This is a genomic window from Staphylococcus agnetis (genome assembly GCF_002901865.1).
GTDB lineage: Bacteria > Bacillota > Bacilli > Staphylococcales > Staphylococcaceae > Staphylococcus > Staphylococcus agnetis.
Map to the genome: position 1 here is coordinate 1 of NZ_PPQF01000004.1, position 15,296 is coordinate 15,296.

A 15,296-nucleotide genomic window follows, 5' to 3' on the forward strand; every position below is an offset into this window, starting at 1 on the left:
AGTTAATATAATTAGATTTCATATACGGTGCAATGTCATCACGCTCTACATGCCGATAAAGTGCAGCCGGGTTAATATACTTAAATTGTGATTTAGATGCAGTATAAATTTCTCCATTATTTTCAATTCGGTAAGACGTTTTATTTTCACCTGTAATCGTTGCAATAGCATATCTAGGTAATTTCAAATCCTTCTGCCCAGACTTACCAGAAATTTGAACATTTTTAGCATCTACTATGCCATAAGCAAGCTTTTCAATAAATGGATCTTCATTATTTTTTGCAATTGTATCTTCAGTTGTGACTTTTTGAGACTCTAACTGTCCAAAATTGGTAAATATGAATAAACTTCCTAGTACGATGCCCATAAAAAATATAGCTAACCATATCCATACACGTGCTAAAAATGCTGGTGGCTCTGAATGATGATATCTTTCAATTCTTTTAAAATTATACGTAAGTTCAGGCATTCTCGAACGATTACGTTTCCAGTCGTCATCAAAATATGCTAACGCTTCCTCAGATTTAATTGACGAACGGTCTTTTTCATGCGTTAAAAATGCTCCGACAACCTGTTTGACTGGCCCTTCTTGACGTAGTTGACCATGTGATATCCAAGCAATGTAGTTACTCACTGCTTGGATCTTAGTAATATCATTGTCAATCGTGACCCAAGTTAACCCCTCATCAATATATTCACGTGCCATTGAGGATGCTTTCGTCATAAAGTCCTCATCTAAATATGTCAAAATATGACTTAATATAATGATTTCTGCTTTAGATGCACGTGCCATACTAAATAATAACTGGGCATATTCCTCGTCAGCTAAATTTTGTATCGCATCGTTTTCCTTACTAGCTAAATGGGCATATTTTATAATTTGCTCAACTTTATGCGCTGTGACTTCATATTCATATAGTTGTATAACATCTTGAACATAATCACGCACCGACATTGTTTCTACAGTTTTTTGGTTCATATTTGCATAAAATAATGTCGCAGTTCGCACCATGCGCCCTTTATCAGGTTTAACCGTACCTGCTAAAATTTCCCCTACGAGTGATTTAGAGGAATCCGCTTCACCAATAATACCCAACGATTCACCTTGATATATATGTAATGTAATATTATTCAATTCAATGTCTTCGGGCTGATAACTAAAAGGTTTTAAGATATTTTGTTTTTTTTGATTTCGATAAAAATGTGTAACATTAATGATCTTAAGGACAATTGCACTCCCCATTCACTTAAACCCCTTTATAATTGTAATAATGATAGAGGTATACCTTCTTCATGACTAGAGTCATTTCGATACCCCCAAGCAAATACACCTTTTAACCTTTCGACTGTAAAAGTTGCATCCGCTTCATCTTTTAAAGTATAGCGCATACCCAGCTTAATGTGAGAAGCATCTACAAGATAACTTTCGGCAATGACAATTTTGTTTGCATAAACATCATATTCATTCATAATGCCATTCATTTCAGCTTTACGCATTTTTTCTTTATACTTTTGAATTTCTTGATAGATTTCATGTCTTTCCATTTCACTTAAACGTTTACGATTCATCTATAATACCACTTTCTTCTAATTTTCTTGATATATCATCGTATGAGTAGCCTTTTCGTACCAAAGCTTCTGTCGTCTTCATCCTTAGTTGATATCCTTCATATTTTTTTACATATTTATTATAGACTTTCTCCAAATCACGTTGCAATAATTCATCAATTATCTCGTGATCTTCTGAAAAATCTAATGCTGCTAACACGTCACGTATTGTATCAAATGTATAACCTTTTTGAATTAAAGATTGGTGAACTTGTTGTTGTACTTTTTTTGGAGGTCCTTTTTTTCGTGATTTAATTTTATTGGCCAATTTAATAATAGACTCTTTAGACTGCTCTGCTTCATATTGTTCGACACCTTTTTGAATAAGTGTCTCCTCTATTCCAGCTTCTATCAATTTTTGTTTAAAAATTTCAGGGCCCTTATCCGTAGTTTGTAATAACGTATTCTTTAAACTTTCAACATAATCTTCGTGATCAATTAAACGCTGTGCTCTACAAAAAGCTATGGCTTTCTCGATAACCGCTTCAGGAAAATCTTGCTTTTTTAGATGTTTCGCGATTTCTTTAGCTGAACGCTTCCGATAAGAAAGATGATGTAATGCTTGTTGAATCGCTTGTTGTTGAAATTCATGTTGTTTTATGTGGTCAAGGTCCTGAGTGGATATGTTGTCACCTTTTTTTAGATTTAATTTGACTAATGTATCTTCAGAAACGCCGAGTTCAAAATGATCATCAATATAAATATTAAAACGTGATGCATTATTTTTTTGAATTTCAATTTTAGTGATTTTCCTCATTATTTCACCTCTCTGAGATATAAAAAACTGGAAGGTCTTTTTAGACTTCTCCCAGTTCCCTCATATATTACATTATGCCACAGAAATCCTTACCCACCAAGTTGTTGCAACGCTTCGGTATATTGTGCTTCAGTAATATAATTTTCCTGTTTCATTTTTTCAAGTGTCATTTTTGTACGATTTATAAATGACGGCGACATTTGATGCACATCATATACTGATGGTGCATTGATTTTACTCGCTAACATTGCACTTTGTAAGACACTTATTTGCGGTAACGATGATTGATTTGTATTCACTGTGGTACCAAAATAATAGTTTGCAGCTGCTTCAATTGTATAGTTATTATCGCCAAAATAAATGTTATTCATGTAATAACTTAAAATTTTGTCTTTTTCATATTCTCGCTCTACACGTTTTGCTACAAACATTTCTTTTAATTTACGTGTAATAGTTTGCTGATTATCATAATAATAGTTTTTAACAAGTTGTTGTGTGATGGTGCTCCCACCTTGTAGTCGATCTCGATCTTTCAAAGAAGCGAAGATGGCACGTATACTCCCTCTATAATCTACACCATTATGGTTATAAAAACGTCTATCCTCTAAAGCAATAAAAGCACCTTTTGTATAGTTCGGCATATTTGAGGCATCTACATATGTAGATTTCTTTTCGATATTTGATAAATCTGATACATCCGCGCGTTGTGATAATAAATACATGCCACCAATAAATAGTAAAATAAGGAGACATGCAATTAAAAGCATCGAACGAAAAATTTTTCTAGGACGTTGTTTACGTGGGGGTTGTCCTACTGGTTGATAATACGTATTGTAATATGGTTCATTCGATGGAGGTTTTGCATTTTTAGTTTTAATACGGTCAGTACGCTTCATAAATATGACCCTACTTTCTCATTATAAAATCTCTTAATGAGAGTGTATCAAGACATCTGAAATTAATCTATATGTTTGCAACAAAATCAGTCCATAGCATGAGTGCATGAACACGCTTATATTGGGTATAACGTTGAGAACACTTATTTAAGAAAGGAAAGAGTGAAATGGATAAGATGAAAGCTAATGCTGCTTTAATTAAAGCTTTAGAAGCTTGGAACATTGACCATGTTTATGGCATTCCAGGAGATTCTATTGATGCTGTTGTTGATGGATTAAAATCGGTAGAAGCACGTATTAAGTTTATACACGTGCGACATGAGGAAGTCGCAAGTTTATCTGCTGCAGCGTACACAAAGTTAACAGGTAAAATTGGTGTCGCTTTAAGTATAGGTGGACCTGGGGCAATCCATCTTTTAAATGGTATGTATGATGCAAAGATGGATAATGTCCCACAATTGATTTTAGCAGGTCAAGCAAATAGTGATATGTTGGGTACAAAAGCCTTTCAAGAAGTAGATTTACCCCACCTTTTTGAAGATGTTGCAGTCTACAATTATCAATTAAAGGAAAATGACGCTGCTCGGATTTTTGATATCGTTGATGAAGCCATACGTACTGCTTACGCCAAAAAGGGCGTCGCTGTTTTAACACTACCGAACAATATTTTAAATAAAAAAATTGAGATTTCAATTCCAGATCAAATTACGCCATTTGAGCCCCATCTTCCAAGTCCCGACTTATCAGATATACAAAAAGCTGCACGTTTAATAAATGAAAGTCAGAAACCTGTGATGTTAGTCGGTTTAGGTGCACAACATGCTAAAAAAGAAGTACAAGCATTTATCAAAAAAGCTCAAATTCCTACGATGGTTACCTTGCCAGCAAAAACTGTTGTCCCTTATGATCATCCATATCTTCTAGGAAATATTGGCAAAATAGGTACGAAACCTGCATATTATGCGATGCAAAATGCCGATTTACTTATTTTAGTTGGTACAAATTATCCTTATATAGATTATCTACCACACAAAAATATTCCAGCCATTCAAATTGATACCGATCAACACATTATCGGTCATCGTTTTAATATCGATGCACCCATCATCGGTGATAGTAAACAAAGTTTGGCAGCACTAACACGCGCCATCAATCCAGTCTCAAACCGTGATTTTTTGAATACGCTGCTTAAACGTAAAGAAACATGGGATCAATGGATGGTAGAAGATAAACAGAATGACGCTGAACCTATACGTCCAGAAAGACTCATGGATGCCATTAATAAAGTGATTCATAAAGATACTGTGATTGCTGCAGATGTTGGTACGTCAACGGTCTGGTCAACACGCTATTTAAATTTGGGACCAGAGAATAAGTTTATTATTTCAAGTTGGCTCGGAACGATGGGATGTGCATTACCTACCGCAATCGCATCTCGTATCGCATTTCCTGGTAGACAAGTGGTTGCTATTACAGGTGATGGCGCATTTGAAATGGTCATGCAAGATTTTGCCACAGCGGTGCAATATCGTTTACCGATGGTTATTTTCGTTTTAAATAATCAAGAATTATCGTTTATTAAATATGAACAACAAGCCGCCGGAGAGTTAGAATACGGCATTGATTTTAGCGATATGGATTTTGCAAAGTTTGCAGAAATCTGTGGAGGTGTCGGATTCACTTTAAAAGACCCTAAAGAAATCGATGCTGTGGTTCAAACTGCAATGCAACAACATAAACCAACTATTGTAAATGTTTATGTTGATGTCAATGCGGCACCGCTTCCTGGCCAAATCGTTCCTGAAGAAGCTCGTAATTATGCGAAATTTGCTTATCGAAGTTTAACTGAAGAAGGCAAATTTGTTTTTAAAGACATGCCATCGCTTTCAACTGCTATAAAAAGATTTTTATAAAGTCCTAGGCAAATAATCAAACTTAGAGTATCATTGATTCATTACTTAGCAGTGTGGCGATCATTAAAACGAAAGGCCATCAAAATTCATGTAAAAATGAACTTTGATGGCCTTTTATTATTGATATAAAACGTGAGCTTATACAAATGATTTAATGTTCACGCGTGTACATTAACAATAACGCGCATCAATAAATCAATGTACCAACGTTTTGATCTTATTGATTTAATAAATTTGTGATTTCTCTATTAAAATCATCCAAATCATCTGGAATACGACTTGTTACGATATTTTGATCTACAACAACAGATTCGTCTTTTACCGTAGCACCTGCATTGCTTAAATCTTTACGTACGTTTAAAACTGCTGTTAAAGTTCTGCCGTTTAATTCATCTGTATCGATTAAGATTTGTGGACCATGGCAGATGGCAAAAGTTGGTAAATTTTCAGTTAAGAAATATTTTGCAAATTTACCATATCGACCTTCTTTATCACCACGTAGATGATCAGGTGAAAAGCCGCCTGGTAATAATAATCCATCATAATCTTCAGGTTTTGCGTCAGCAATACCCACCTCAACTTTAGCTTTTTCACCATGCTTACCTTCGACTTCTTTATCAGCTTCGTCTCCAATAATCACAACTTTGTGACCAGCTTTTTCGATGGCCTCTTGTGGGCTTGTTAATTCAATATCTTCAAACTCGTCAGCGAGTAAAACTGCGATTTTCTTTGCCATATTTATCACCTTTCTTCATTTCATGTCTATCTAATGTATATCCGAAAATGTGATATTTAAACAAAGATTATTTACGCAATTGATTGACCTTCATTTCAAGTTGATCTAAAAGTGATATCCATTCATCTACTTCTTTAACATCTACATCATTCGGATTCACTTGGTCGATATCCTCTAAAAATTGTGTCAATCTTTCTTTTACTTGATTCATTGTACGAGGCTCTTCCATAGATTTAAATTCTCCTTTATAATTGCATTTATCAATGCTATCATAACATGATTTTGATATTCCTCAACTCAAAATATCAAATCAAACTTAGTTTTAGAGGAGTCTTGCAGAATGATTCATACAAAAAAACAACCTATTTCACTTTACAATGATCCATGGGAGGCGCACAGCGATGTTGATACTTATGGTCAACTGACACTTAGTAATATTGAATTTACAACGACAAATTTATGTAATATGCGTTGTAGTCATTGCGCTGTAGGCTACACACTTCAAACGCAGGATCCTACGCCCCTACCCATGTCATTAATAACAAAGCGCTTAGATGAAATTCCACACCTTAAGACCCTATCCATTACGGGGGGCGAACCGATGTTTTCAAAAAAATCTATTCGTGAAGTCGTAAAACCCTTATTACGTTATGCATATGATAGAGGTATTTATGTTCAGATGAACTCAAATTTAACCTTACCTTTGGACCGCTATTTAGACATTGCAGAGTATATTGATGTCATGCATATTTCACATAATTGGGGAACGATTGACACTTTTACATCAGTCGGATTTGGCGCAATGGCGCAAAAACCACCTTTAAAAGCGCGAGAAAAATTATATGAGCAAATGATTACAAATGCACGTACTCTAAGTGAACAAGGAATGTTTGTATCTGCAGAAACGATGTTAAACAAAAGTACAAAACCATATTTAGAACGCATACATCATGAAGTTGTTCATGACATGAAATGCGAGCGCCATGAAATTCATCCAATGTATCCTTCAGATTTTGCAAGCCAACTTGACGTACTATCATTGGCTGACATTAAAGAAACCATTCATCATTTATTAGATTTTCGCGATAGTGCTACTTGGATGCTATTTGGCACATTGCCTATTTTCCCATGTATTCAAAACAATGAAGATCAACAGTTAAGACAACGATTATTAAATACCCCAAATGTCTCACTACGGAATGACCCTGATGGTCGTAGTAGACTAAATGTAAACGTATTTACCGGAAATGTGATCGTAACAGATTTTGGTGATGAAACCGGTACAATCTCTAATATTAAATATGATGAACTAAATGATGTTTTTGACAAATGGCTTAAGTCACCACTCGCACAATCATTAAATTGCCATTGTCCTAAATATCGTTGTCTAGGTCCAAATGTACTGGTTAAAAATATGTATTATCCTAATGTTGATTTTAATCAGAAAGAAATTGAAATGCACCGTACTCAGTAAACTTAAAATCTTTTGATTAACGCTTCGCAAACATTCATATATCAGTACTCTAAAAAAACGCTACAGAGTGATAAACCATTAGAGTTAAGGACAATGATGTCTTTAAGCTAAATAAATATCACTTCTATAGCGTTTTAATTTTTATGATTGTGTTTTAATGTTTTCTAAAAATGACAATGTGTCTTTACTTTCATGTCGACGCTCTTTACGTCGTGCTACACGCGTATGTGCAGTTTCATGGAACCATTTTTCTGTTTCTGATTCTGGATAAACTTCTGGCACTTGAGTAGGTTTGCCGTTTTCGTCCAGTGCGACAAAAGTTAAAAAGCTTAGTGCTGCTAAATGTTCTTCATTATTATATACATCTTCTATAAATATCTGTACACAAACTTCCATAGACGATGTTCCAGAATAGGTCACCATAGCGACGTAATTCACGATATCCCCAGTTTTAATTGGCCGAATAAAGTCAACGGAATCCGTTGAAGCCGTTACAACTTGCGTATTAGCATGTTTACATGCACATATTGCGGCAACTTCATCAATATTTGCCATCATCGTGCCACCAAACAAAGTTCCTAAATGATTAGTATCTTGAGGAAACACTTGACGTGATTTATACACTTTAGAATCTTTCATCGCTTTATGATTTACTTGCATTTTTACACTCCTCTATTCCACAGCCCAATTACCATTTTTAAAAATTGGAACTTCTTCACCTTGTTCTGTGACACCATAAATATCTAAATCTTTACTTCCAATCATAAAATCAACATGTGTCAGTGAATTATTTAAACCGTGCGCTTTTAATTCATCTTCTGTCATTTCAGTACCACCTTTTAAATTAAAGGCATACGCAGATCCTAAAGCGACATGGCATGAAGCATTTTCGTCAAATAACGTATTGTAAAAAATTGTATTTCTATTAGAAATTGGAGAGTCGTGCGGGACAAGCGCCACTTCCCCTAAACGTTTTGCTCCTTCATCTGTATCCAGTAATGATTGTAAAACTGCTTCCCCTTTTTCAGCAGTAAAATCCACGACTTTCCCTTCTTTAAACGTTAATTTAAAACCGTCAATAATCGTGCCATTATAACTTAAAGGAAGTGTATTAGATACATAACCGTTGACATGCATTGCATCTGGAGCAGTAAATACTTCTTCAGTTGGAATATTAGCGACGAAAGCTTGGCCCTTTTGTGTATAGCTTGTCGCATCTTCCCAAATATGTCCTTTCGGTAAGCCTATCACTAAGTCTGTACCTTTAGATTTATAATGTAAGGCAGTAAATGCTTTGGCATTTAACATATCTGCTTTTTCTTTCAATAAAGCGGTATGTTGTTTCCAGTTTTCAACAGGATCATTACTGTCTACCCTTACGATTTCAAGGATATCATCTAAAAATCGATCAAATGCTTCATCCGCGTCTAAATCTGGATATACGCGCTTAGCCCAAGCTTTTGATGGATAACATGCGACAAGCCATGGAAATTCATTTTTTTGTGACGCCACCATATAGGGCTTAAACGCTTTACTTTTTTGAATTTGAGCTGCTTTTAATTTTTCTGAATCTATACCATTGAGTAAATCAGGATCTTCCGTAATGAGTGCTAATGAGCATGCACCGCGCTGAACATAATCCATGCGAACATCTACATCATAAGCTTTAACTTCTTGGTTAAAAAAAGTAACATCTTCATGTTCATAGGAAAGTCGCGTTAATATAGGGTCTGCATATTGTACTCGTACATCAGAAGCACCTAAAAGATATGCCTCTTTAACAATCATTCGAGTGAATTCAACAGCATCCACTGTCGAACGGATAAACACTGGTTGTCCTTTTTGAACGTTTAATCCTACAGTAACTAATAATTTGGCATATCGTTTTAATTTTTCATTTAAATTCAAATTTATCTCCCCTTTTCTATTTTGGCTGACGTAATGCACCTAAGGCTTCTGTAATTCCATTCATTTCACTAGGGGTAAAATCTTTTTTAGACATGACAAAGTCGTGAATTTCTTCAATCTCTTCATAATGTGTTTCACTAAAATTCTCAGGATCGATTAATCCTGGATTTACTAAATTTAATTGTTCTCTAATATCTATAATCATCGTTTCAATATTTTTTGACATATATTTCATCCTTTCACTTCTATCATTTTAGCAAAGTCCTACAATTTTTGAAAAATTTTTGTCAAATTTACTTTAGAGTTGTTTAAAAAAGGGATAAAATGGGCATATAAACTAAGACATGGAGGGAACAACATGACAACAGTCGCATTTGTATGTCTCGGTAACATATGTCGTTCACCTATGGCAGAGGCCATTATGCGTCAACGTCTCAAAGAACGACACATTACAGACATAGACGTTTACTCTAGAGGAACAGGCCATTGGAATTTAGGGCAACCGCCTCACGAAGGAACGCAAAACATTTTGACGCAACATCATATTCCTTTTGATAATATGATTAGTGAATTATTCACTGACAACGATGATTTCGATTATATTATTGCAATGGATCAAAGTAATGTGGATAATATAAGACAAATCAATCCTCAACTTAAAGGTAAATTATTTAAGTTGCTTGATTTTAGTGATATGGACGCATCCGATGTACCGGATCCATATTATACAAATAATTTCGAAGGTGTCTTTGACATGATACAATCATCATGTGACAACTTAATCGATTATATTTTAGAAGATATTAGGAAGGGGTAACACTATTATGCAAAACAAATTAATTCCTGGTGTATTAATTGGCGCGGTTGTTGGAGGTGCGATTGCACTTATCGACAAAAATACGCGTTCATCAGTAAAATCACAAGTACAAAATATTAAATCTGGTCAATCGACTGGTAAAGGTTCGAAAGTATCTCAATTAACAGATGAATTCAAATACTGGAAGAATACAATCGAAGAAATTCGTCGTAATAACCCAGAATTAGAACGTTCTTTACGTGACGCGAAAGAAACTTTCCAAAAACGTAAAAACAACCGATAAGGACTAATATCAGTATTTGATATGAAACAATCTAAGCAATTTCGTGGGGAGTTGTCATTCATGCCTCCCCCCTTGAGATTGCTTTTTTTATACTACTTTATAGGGGAGTCACATTATGTCAGATAACAAAAAACATTCTTCAGGAATCATTGATAAAGCAAAACAAAAATTCCAAAATGATGAAAACAATCAAAAAGAACATGGACCAAATCCAGACCGTCAAGGAGATGCGAAAGGAGATATCCATGAAGAACATAACTTCGTAAAACCACAACCTTTCCAATCTAAAGAAGCTAAAAAAGACAATCAAACTTTTTTTGTTTCGCGTATTAATAAACCAGCAAAATATACCGATCGCCCAAACTTTTTCACCTATTTACTTTATCGAATAGGTAAAGATGATGCTTCGGGACTTGCGGCACAGCTGGCATATTATTTTATGTTGTCACTATTCCCTATGCTGATTTTTATCTTATCGTTAATACCATTATTTAACATCAATCAAAAATCAATTATCAGTCAAATTGAGTCCAATGCACCTGCGCAAGCCTCATCCATCATTACAAATATACTAACGGACGTCATGAGTAATGCAAATGGCGGTATCTTATCATTCGGTTTGATTCTTGCATTGTGGACAGCATCGAATGGTATGACTGCTTTAATGAATTCATTTAATGTAGCCTATGATGTAGAAGATAGCCGTAACTTTTTCGTATCAAAAGCAATGGCCGTTTTCTTCACTTTACTTATTGGTATTACGATGCCGATTACATTAGTGTTATTTACGTTTGGTCAACAAATTGGAAACTTTTTATTCGGACCTTTAGGATTGGATGAAGCTGTAAAATGGGTATTTAGTGTCTTACGTACAGTGTTACCGGTTATTGCAATCTTTATTGTATTTACTTTATTGTATACAATGGCACCTAATGTAAAAATTAAAATGAAATCTGTATTACCTGGTGCGTTATTTGCAACCGTGATTTGGATTTTAGGTACACTTGCATTTGGTTTCTATGTTTCAAATTTTGGTAATTATTCTAAAACATATGGTAGTATCGGTGGTGTCATTGTTTTAATGCTATGGTTATACATCACTGGCTTTATATTGATTTTAGGTGCAGAGGTCAATGCCATTTTCCATCATAGAAAAGTCGCTAAAGGTAAGACACCTGAGGAAATCACGTATGATGAAATGGATGCACGTGGTGAAGAGGATTTAGCTGATGCATATAACAATATGGGAGATGAATCTGAATCACACCATCACGCCAAGAACCCAAAACACCAAGTTGATTATCAAAATCATAACCAATATGAATCACCAGAGACAGTAGAACGTAAGAATGAAGGTCGTTCACACCATATAAAAACAAAGAAATAATTTAAAATTTGACTTGCTGATGGAGGCGCACGTAAATGACTTTGTTAGATAGTATTTTAGAATTTAATAAATCTTTTGTAGATAATAAAGAGTATGAAGCGTATGAAACAAGTAAACAACCTTCTAAAAAAGCCGTTTTGCTCACATGTATGGATACAAGACTACAAGACTTATCTACGAAAGCTTTAGGATTTAATAACGGTGATTTAAAAGTAGTAAAAAATGCCGGCGCAACTATTTCTCATCCTTATGGCTCTACAATGCGTAGTCTCATTGTAGGCATCTATGCCTTAGGTGCTGAAGAAATCATTATTATGGGTCATAAAGATTGTGGAATGGGAAATCTTAACGTTGATGATGTTATTGATACGATGAAATCACGAGGTGTGAATCAACAAGTGTTTGACATTTTACGCCATTCAGGGATTGACGTATCACACTTTTTAAAAGGTTTTGATGACGTTTATGAAAACGTGCGTCAAAATATTCAAATGATTTATGGTCACCCATTATTTGATCGTAAAGTGCCCGTGCACGGCTTAGTAATTGAACCACACACAGGCGAATTAGAACTCGTTCATAATGGCTATGAACATTGTAAATAATTAATATAAAATTAAAAAGAGGCGGTGATAGGTACGACATTTGCCATACCTATCACCGCTTCTAATTATTCTATTAACCCATGTTGAAAGGCATATATCACAGCCTGAGTACGGTCCTGAACTTCCAATTTACTTAAAATATTACTCACATGAGTTTTTACAGTCTTAATCGTAATATGTGAAGCGCTCGCAATTTCTTGATTCGAATACCCTTTGGAAATCAGCAATAAAATTTCCATTTCACGTTCCGTTAACAATTCGTAAAGTTCAGCTCTTTGTCGCATACGATTTCGCATTTTCACTAATACTTCTGCTTCAAAAACAGATTCACCTTGGAATGTTTTACGAATAGCTTCGGCAATATCTTTTGCACTTGTTGTTTTTAAAATATAGCTGTCGACACCGGCATCTAAAGCGCGATAAACTTCTTTATCCTCAATGTAACTTGTAAGCATCACCACTTTGATACGTGGTAACTCTTTTTTAATTTGTGTCGTAGCCTCAACCCCATCCATATCTGTCATCACTAAATCCATTAAAATTAAATCCGGTTTCAGTTCATGTGCTTTTGAGATTGCCTCTTTACCTGACGCCCCTTCACCTACTACTTCAATGTCTGGTTGTGTAGAAAGATAACTCGAAATTCCAATTCTAACCATTTCATGATCATCTACAAATAATACTTTAATTGTCATTATGTCCCTCCTTATCTAATGGTGCTTTTACTTCAATTCGAGTACCTGAATCCGGTAATGATACGATATGAAATGTCGCGCCAATTTCCATTGCACGTTCACGCATATTTTTCAATCCATAACTTTGTTCCATCTTATCATCAACATTAAATCCGATACCATCATCTTGAATGCGTAGCAATATGTAATCTTCTCGTTGTAACAATTCCACCGTCACTTCAGTCCCTTTTGAATGACGGAGTGTATTAGAAATCGCTTCTTGTGTAATTCTAAATAAATGGTCTTCCATTCCCTTAGGTACATCAAACTCACCGATATCTTGAACTACTTTCAATGGAACTTTACGTTGTAACTCCGTCACTAAAGATTGAATACCTTCACCTAATGATTTATCTTTCAAGCCTATCGGTCTTAAATGTAATAACAGCGCGCGCATTTCTAATTGTGAATCTTGCACCATTTTTTCAAGCGTCGGAATTTGTTGATTTAATGGGGGTTCTAAAGGTGTTTCTTTAATTGCAGAAAGCATCATACTTGCCGCAAACAATTGTTGTGACACACTGTCATGAAGTTCTCTAGCAAGTCGATGACGTTCATCCTCGATAATTTTTTGTACTTTTGAATCATTGATATTATACGATTCATTCGTTAAATTTTGCGTTTTAATACGCATGCGATGTAACTCTTGATTCAGTGGCACGAGTGCTTCGTAAAGCTCTAATGTTTCTTGGTAAATTTCAATTTGTTGATCATTTACACCAACGGTTTCCCCTTCAATCGCACGTTCAATTTGAACTTTAAGCCAATCATTTTGTTGATTATTTTTATACGCAAGTACACTTCCAACAATAATACACAAAAATATGGTAATAAGATTTAAAAACAGAAACACAGGTATACCAAAAATTTGTGTATAAAACATACCTTGAAAGAAAATAATATTCGTAAATACATTGTCTATAAAGAAGAAAGCTGTAAATAAGCTATACACTAATATAAGCATTGAACCTATCGATCGTACGTATTGATTCATCGACCAATCACCTCAACATCACCTATAAATGTTGAAACGAACACATTCACAGTGTACCGGTCTGATTTTTGAGCTGACTCCAATTTTATATTGTTATTTTCAAGTCTAAGTCGTTGGTCTTCGAAATGAACATTTCCACAAAATGCGGATACATTAAGCTTTACATTATAGTTGAGTGGCACAACGACTTGCACTTTCCCCACTATATGACGTACGACGATAGTATTTTGAGCTTTTAAGTTCGCTGCTTTGGTCATATCAATATAAATGTCACCCATTCCATGTTGAATTTGGACATCTTCCCATTTGTAAACATAAACTGGCGTTTTTTGTTCGCCAAACCATTTCTGTTTAATAAAAGCTGGGGATGTTTCAATATCTTCAGATGACATCACCTTTAATGGTTTACGCTTATAAATAATATAACGAATCGCTACGATAATCATAAAAATAAATAATATCACAAGCGTATATTTATTAGACAAGAGTGTGAATAACACCATTAATGCGCCTATCCAAAAGCATAATAGCCCACGCACTTTGTGAAAATAAATATATCCTACATACATTAAGATGCTTCCTAATAACAAAACAAATAAAAAACCAATTTTCTCAAAAAATATATAATAAAAATTGGCTATAATCATTAGCGCTGTAAAAATGATTAAAAGCTCAGTCGAAATATATTTTTGTGTCATATTTCCACCTTTCTAGTATGCCAATCTTAAAGTTAATAATAAATCACACTCTTGTTGTGTATAGTTCCGTTCGTTGTTTAATTGATTTAATAATCGCTCTAAATGTGCATACTCATATTCAATTTCATTTAAATCACGTTTCATTTTTGTAATTTCTCTACCGTTAATTTTTTCAGGGCATTGCACATGTTGTTCATCTAACAAATCGATATATTTATTTTCTAATGCGATAGTCTGTCTGTCAATTAACAACTGTAATTGTGTTTTCTTGTGCTGCAAGTAGCGTATAGTTGCATCAATATCATGCATTTTTCCTTTCAATGCCACGAGACATGCACTTAGTTGATGGCTGTACATTGTTCTTAATACCCGTTCGATATAACGTTTAAGTTGTTTCATAATAGAATCACCTCTTATAACGACTCTATTATAAAATGGTTCCACAGCCTTTATAATAGGCTATGGAACCATCTTTCATTAGGACTT

Annotated in this window: 19 protein-coding genes; 6 read left to right on the forward strand and 13 right to left on the reverse strand. The window is 34.7% G+C overall.

The genetic code is table 11. The features are described from left to right. The 4 genes from CD172_RS00130 to sgtB all read right to left on the reverse strand — a co-directional run. Positions 1–1,243, reverse strand: a 1,243-nt coding sequence (locus tag CD172_RS00130; protein WP_103345089.1) for an ATP-binding cassette domain-containing protein, incomplete at its 3' end; no start/stop codon positions are given. A 14-nt stretch (positions 1,244–1,257) separates the two neighbouring features. Continuing rightward, positions 1,258–1,569 carry a YfhH family protein gene (locus CD172_RS00135; protein WP_085622386.1) on the reverse strand — a complete coding sequence of 104 codons (312 nt, stop codon included), beginning with the start codon at positions 1,567–1,569 and terminating at the stop codon, positions 1,258–1,260. After that, complete coding sequence (recX, locus tag CD172_RS00140) at positions 1,559–2,365, reverse strand: recombination regulator RecX (protein WP_103345090.1); 807 nt, start codon at positions 2,363–2,365, stop codon at positions 1,559–1,561. Before recX ends, CD172_RS00135 begins: the two co-directional genes overlap by 11 nt. A gap of 89 nt (positions 2,366–2,454) precedes the next feature. Continuing rightward, the gene (gene sgtB, locus CD172_RS00145) at positions 2,455–3,261 is read right to left on the reverse strand and encodes a monofunctional peptidoglycan glycosyltransferase SgtB (RefSeq protein ID WP_060551419.1); all 807 of its coding nucleotides are present in this window, start codon (positions 3,259–3,261) and stop codon (positions 2,455–2,457) included. Positions 3,262–3,428: 167 nt separating this feature from the next. On the opposite strand from sgtB, the gene CD172_RS00150 reads away from it, so the two are divergent. Further along, positions 3,429–5,174: a pyruvate oxidase gene (locus CD172_RS00150; protein ID WP_103345091.1), complete on the forward strand. Its 1,746-nt coding sequence runs from the start codon at positions 3,429–3,431 to the stop codon at positions 5,172–5,174. A 217-nt stretch (positions 5,175–5,391) separates the two neighbouring features. On the opposite strand, the gene CD172_RS00155 is transcribed toward CD172_RS00150, so the two are convergent. After that, on the reverse strand, positions 5,392–5,910 hold the full coding sequence (locus CD172_RS00155; protein WP_060551421.1) for a type 1 glutamine amidotransferase domain-containing protein: 519 nt from the start codon (positions 5,908–5,910) through the stop codon (positions 5,392–5,394). A 67-nt stretch (positions 5,911–5,977) separates the two neighbouring features. Continuing rightward, positions 5,978–6,139, reverse strand: coding sequence for an SE1561 family protein (locus tag CD172_RS12650; RefSeq protein ID WP_086375152.1), 162 nt, complete (start codon positions 6,137–6,139; stop codon positions 5,978–5,980). A 114-nt stretch (positions 6,140–6,253) separates the two neighbouring features. Here CD172_RS12650 and yfkAB point away from each other — a divergent pair, with 114 nt between their 5' ends. Next, positions 6,254–7,384 (forward strand): radical SAM/CxCxxxxC motif protein YfkAB, encoded by a 1,131-nt coding sequence (gene yfkAB / locus CD172_RS00160; protein WP_404829385.1) that lies wholly within the window; start codon positions 6,254–6,256, stop codon positions 7,382–7,384. A 141-nt stretch (positions 7,385–7,525) separates the two neighbouring features. On the opposite strand, the gene CD172_RS00165 is transcribed toward yfkAB, so the two are convergent. Genes CD172_RS00165 through CD172_RS00175 form a run of 3 tightly spaced genes read right to left on the reverse strand, consistent with a single transcriptional unit; the run spans position 7,526 to position 9,518 of the window. Continuing rightward, positions 7,526–8,044, reverse strand: coding sequence for an acyl-CoA thioesterase (locus CD172_RS00165; RefSeq protein ID WP_103345093.1), 519 nt, complete (start codon positions 8,042–8,044; stop codon positions 7,526–7,528). A gap of 12 nt (positions 8,045–8,056) precedes the next feature. Next, positions 8,057–9,292 (reverse strand): aminopeptidase, encoded by a 1,236-nt coding sequence (locus CD172_RS00170; RefSeq protein ID WP_103345094.1) that lies wholly within the window; start codon positions 9,290–9,292, stop codon positions 8,057–8,059. A gap of 16 nt (positions 9,293–9,308) precedes the next feature. Further along, a complete protein-coding gene (locus tag CD172_RS00175) occupies positions 9,309–9,518 on the reverse strand; it encodes a DUF1128 domain-containing protein (protein ID WP_037566916.1) in 210 nt (69 codons plus the stop codon). Positions 9,519–9,650: 132 nt separating this feature from the next. Between CD172_RS00175 and CD172_RS00180 the strand changes: the two genes are divergently transcribed. The 4 genes from CD172_RS00180 to CD172_RS00195 all read left to right on the forward strand — a co-directional run bounded on the left by CD172_RS00180 (position 9,651) and on the right by CD172_RS00195 (position 12,384). Next, positions 9,651–10,109 (forward strand): low molecular weight protein-tyrosine-phosphatase, encoded by a 459-nt coding sequence (locus tag CD172_RS00180; protein WP_060551426.1) that lies wholly within the window; start codon positions 9,651–9,653, stop codon positions 10,107–10,109. Between the two features lie 7 nt (positions 10,110–10,116). After that, the gene (locus CD172_RS00185; RefSeq protein ID WP_037566921.1) at positions 10,117–10,392 is read left to right on the forward strand and encodes a hypothetical protein; all 276 of its coding nucleotides are present in this window, start codon (positions 10,117–10,119) and stop codon (positions 10,390–10,392) included. A 115-nt stretch (positions 10,393–10,507) separates the two neighbouring features. Beyond that, positions 10,508–11,779 carry a YihY/virulence factor BrkB family protein gene (locus tag CD172_RS00190; RefSeq protein ID WP_103345095.1) on the forward strand — a complete coding sequence of 424 codons (1,272 nt, stop codon included), beginning with the start codon at positions 10,508–10,510 and terminating at the stop codon, positions 11,777–11,779. 35 nt (positions 11,780–11,814) lie between these two features. Continuing rightward, positions 11,815–12,384, forward strand: a complete 570-nt coding sequence (locus CD172_RS00195) for a beta-class carbonic anhydrase (protein WP_037566924.1) — start codon at positions 11,815–11,817, stop codon at positions 12,382–12,384. A gap of 65 nt (positions 12,385–12,449) precedes the next feature. On the opposite strand, the gene vraR is transcribed toward CD172_RS00195, so the two are convergent. The 4 genes from vraR to CD172_RS00215 are packed head-to-tail and all read right to left on the reverse strand — an operon-like array spanning position 12,450 to position 15,209. Next, positions 12,450–13,079: a response regulator transcription factor VraR gene (gene vraR, locus CD172_RS00200; RefSeq protein ID WP_037566926.1), complete on the reverse strand. Its 630-nt coding sequence runs from the start codon at positions 13,077–13,079 to the stop codon at positions 12,450–12,452. Then, complete coding sequence (locus CD172_RS00205) at positions 13,069–14,112, reverse strand: sensor histidine kinase (protein ID WP_103345096.1); 1,044 nt, start codon at positions 14,110–14,112, stop codon at positions 13,069–13,071. Before CD172_RS00205 ends, vraR begins: the two co-directional genes overlap by 11 nt. Further along, positions 14,109–14,810 (reverse strand): cell wall-active antibiotics response protein VraT, encoded by a 702-nt coding sequence (gene vraT, locus CD172_RS00210; RefSeq protein WP_103345097.1) that lies wholly within the window; start codon positions 14,808–14,810, stop codon positions 14,109–14,111. Before vraT ends, CD172_RS00205 begins: the two co-directional genes overlap by 4 nt. A 12-nt stretch (positions 14,811–14,822) precedes the next feature. Beyond that, positions 14,823–15,209 (reverse strand): hypothetical protein, encoded by a 387-nt coding sequence (locus CD172_RS00215; protein WP_103345098.1) that lies wholly within the window; start codon positions 15,207–15,209, stop codon positions 14,823–14,825. Positions 15,210–15,296: the final 87 nt, after the last annotated feature.

Coding starts and splice junctions, on each gene's coding strand:
- CD172_RS00135 (WP_085622386.1), bottom strand. CDS start 1,569: ATGAATCGTAAACGTTTAAGTGAAATGGAAAGACATGAAATCTATCAA.
- recX (WP_103345090.1), bottom strand. CDS start 2,365: ATGAGGAAAATCACTAAAATTGAAATTCAAAAAAATAATGCATCACGT.
- sgtB (WP_060551419.1), bottom strand. CDS start 3,261: ATGAAGCGTACTGACCGTATTAAAACTAAAAATGCAAAACCTCCATCG.
- CD172_RS00150 (WP_103345091.1), top strand. CDS start 3,429: ATGGATAAGATGAAAGCTAATGCTGCTTTAATTAAAGCTTTAGAAGCT.
- CD172_RS00155 (WP_060551421.1), bottom strand. CDS start 5,910: ATGGCAAAGAAAATCGCAGTTTTACTCGCTGACGAGTTTGAAGATATT.
- CD172_RS12650 (WP_086375152.1), bottom strand. CDS start 6,139: ATGGAAGAGCCTCGTACAATGAATCAAGTAAAAGAAAGATTGACACAA.
- CD172_RS00165 (WP_103345093.1), bottom strand. CDS start 8,044: ATGCAAGTAAATCATAAAGCGATGAAAGATTCTAAAGTGTATAAATCA.
- CD172_RS00175 (WP_037566916.1), bottom strand. CDS start 9,518: ATGTCAAAAAATATTGAAACGATGATTATAGATATTAGAGAACAATTA.
- CD172_RS00180 (WP_060551426.1), top strand. CDS start 9,651: ATGACAACAGTCGCATTTGTATGTCTCGGTAACATATGTCGTTCACCT.
- CD172_RS00185 (WP_037566921.1), top strand. CDS start 10,117: ATGCAAAACAAATTAATTCCTGGTGTATTAATTGGCGCGGTTGTTGGA.
- CD172_RS00190 (WP_103345095.1), top strand. CDS start 10,508: ATGTCAGATAACAAAAAACATTCTTCAGGAATCATTGATAAAGCAAAA.
- CD172_RS00195 (WP_037566924.1), top strand. CDS start 11,815: ATGACTTTGTTAGATAGTATTTTAGAATTTAATAAATCTTTTGTAGAT.
- vraR (WP_037566926.1), bottom strand. CDS start 13,079: ATGACAATTAAAGTATTATTTGTAGATGATCATGAAATGGTTAGAATT.
- CD172_RS00205 (WP_103345096.1), bottom strand. CDS start 14,112: ATGAATCAATACGTACGATCGATAGGTTCAATGCTTATATTAGTGTAT.
- vraT (WP_103345097.1), bottom strand. CDS start 14,810: ATGACACAAAAATATATTTCGACTGAGCTTTTAATCATTTTTACAGCG.
- CD172_RS00215 (WP_103345098.1), bottom strand. CDS start 15,209: ATGAAACAACTTAAACGTTATATCGAACGGGTATTAAGAACAATGTAC.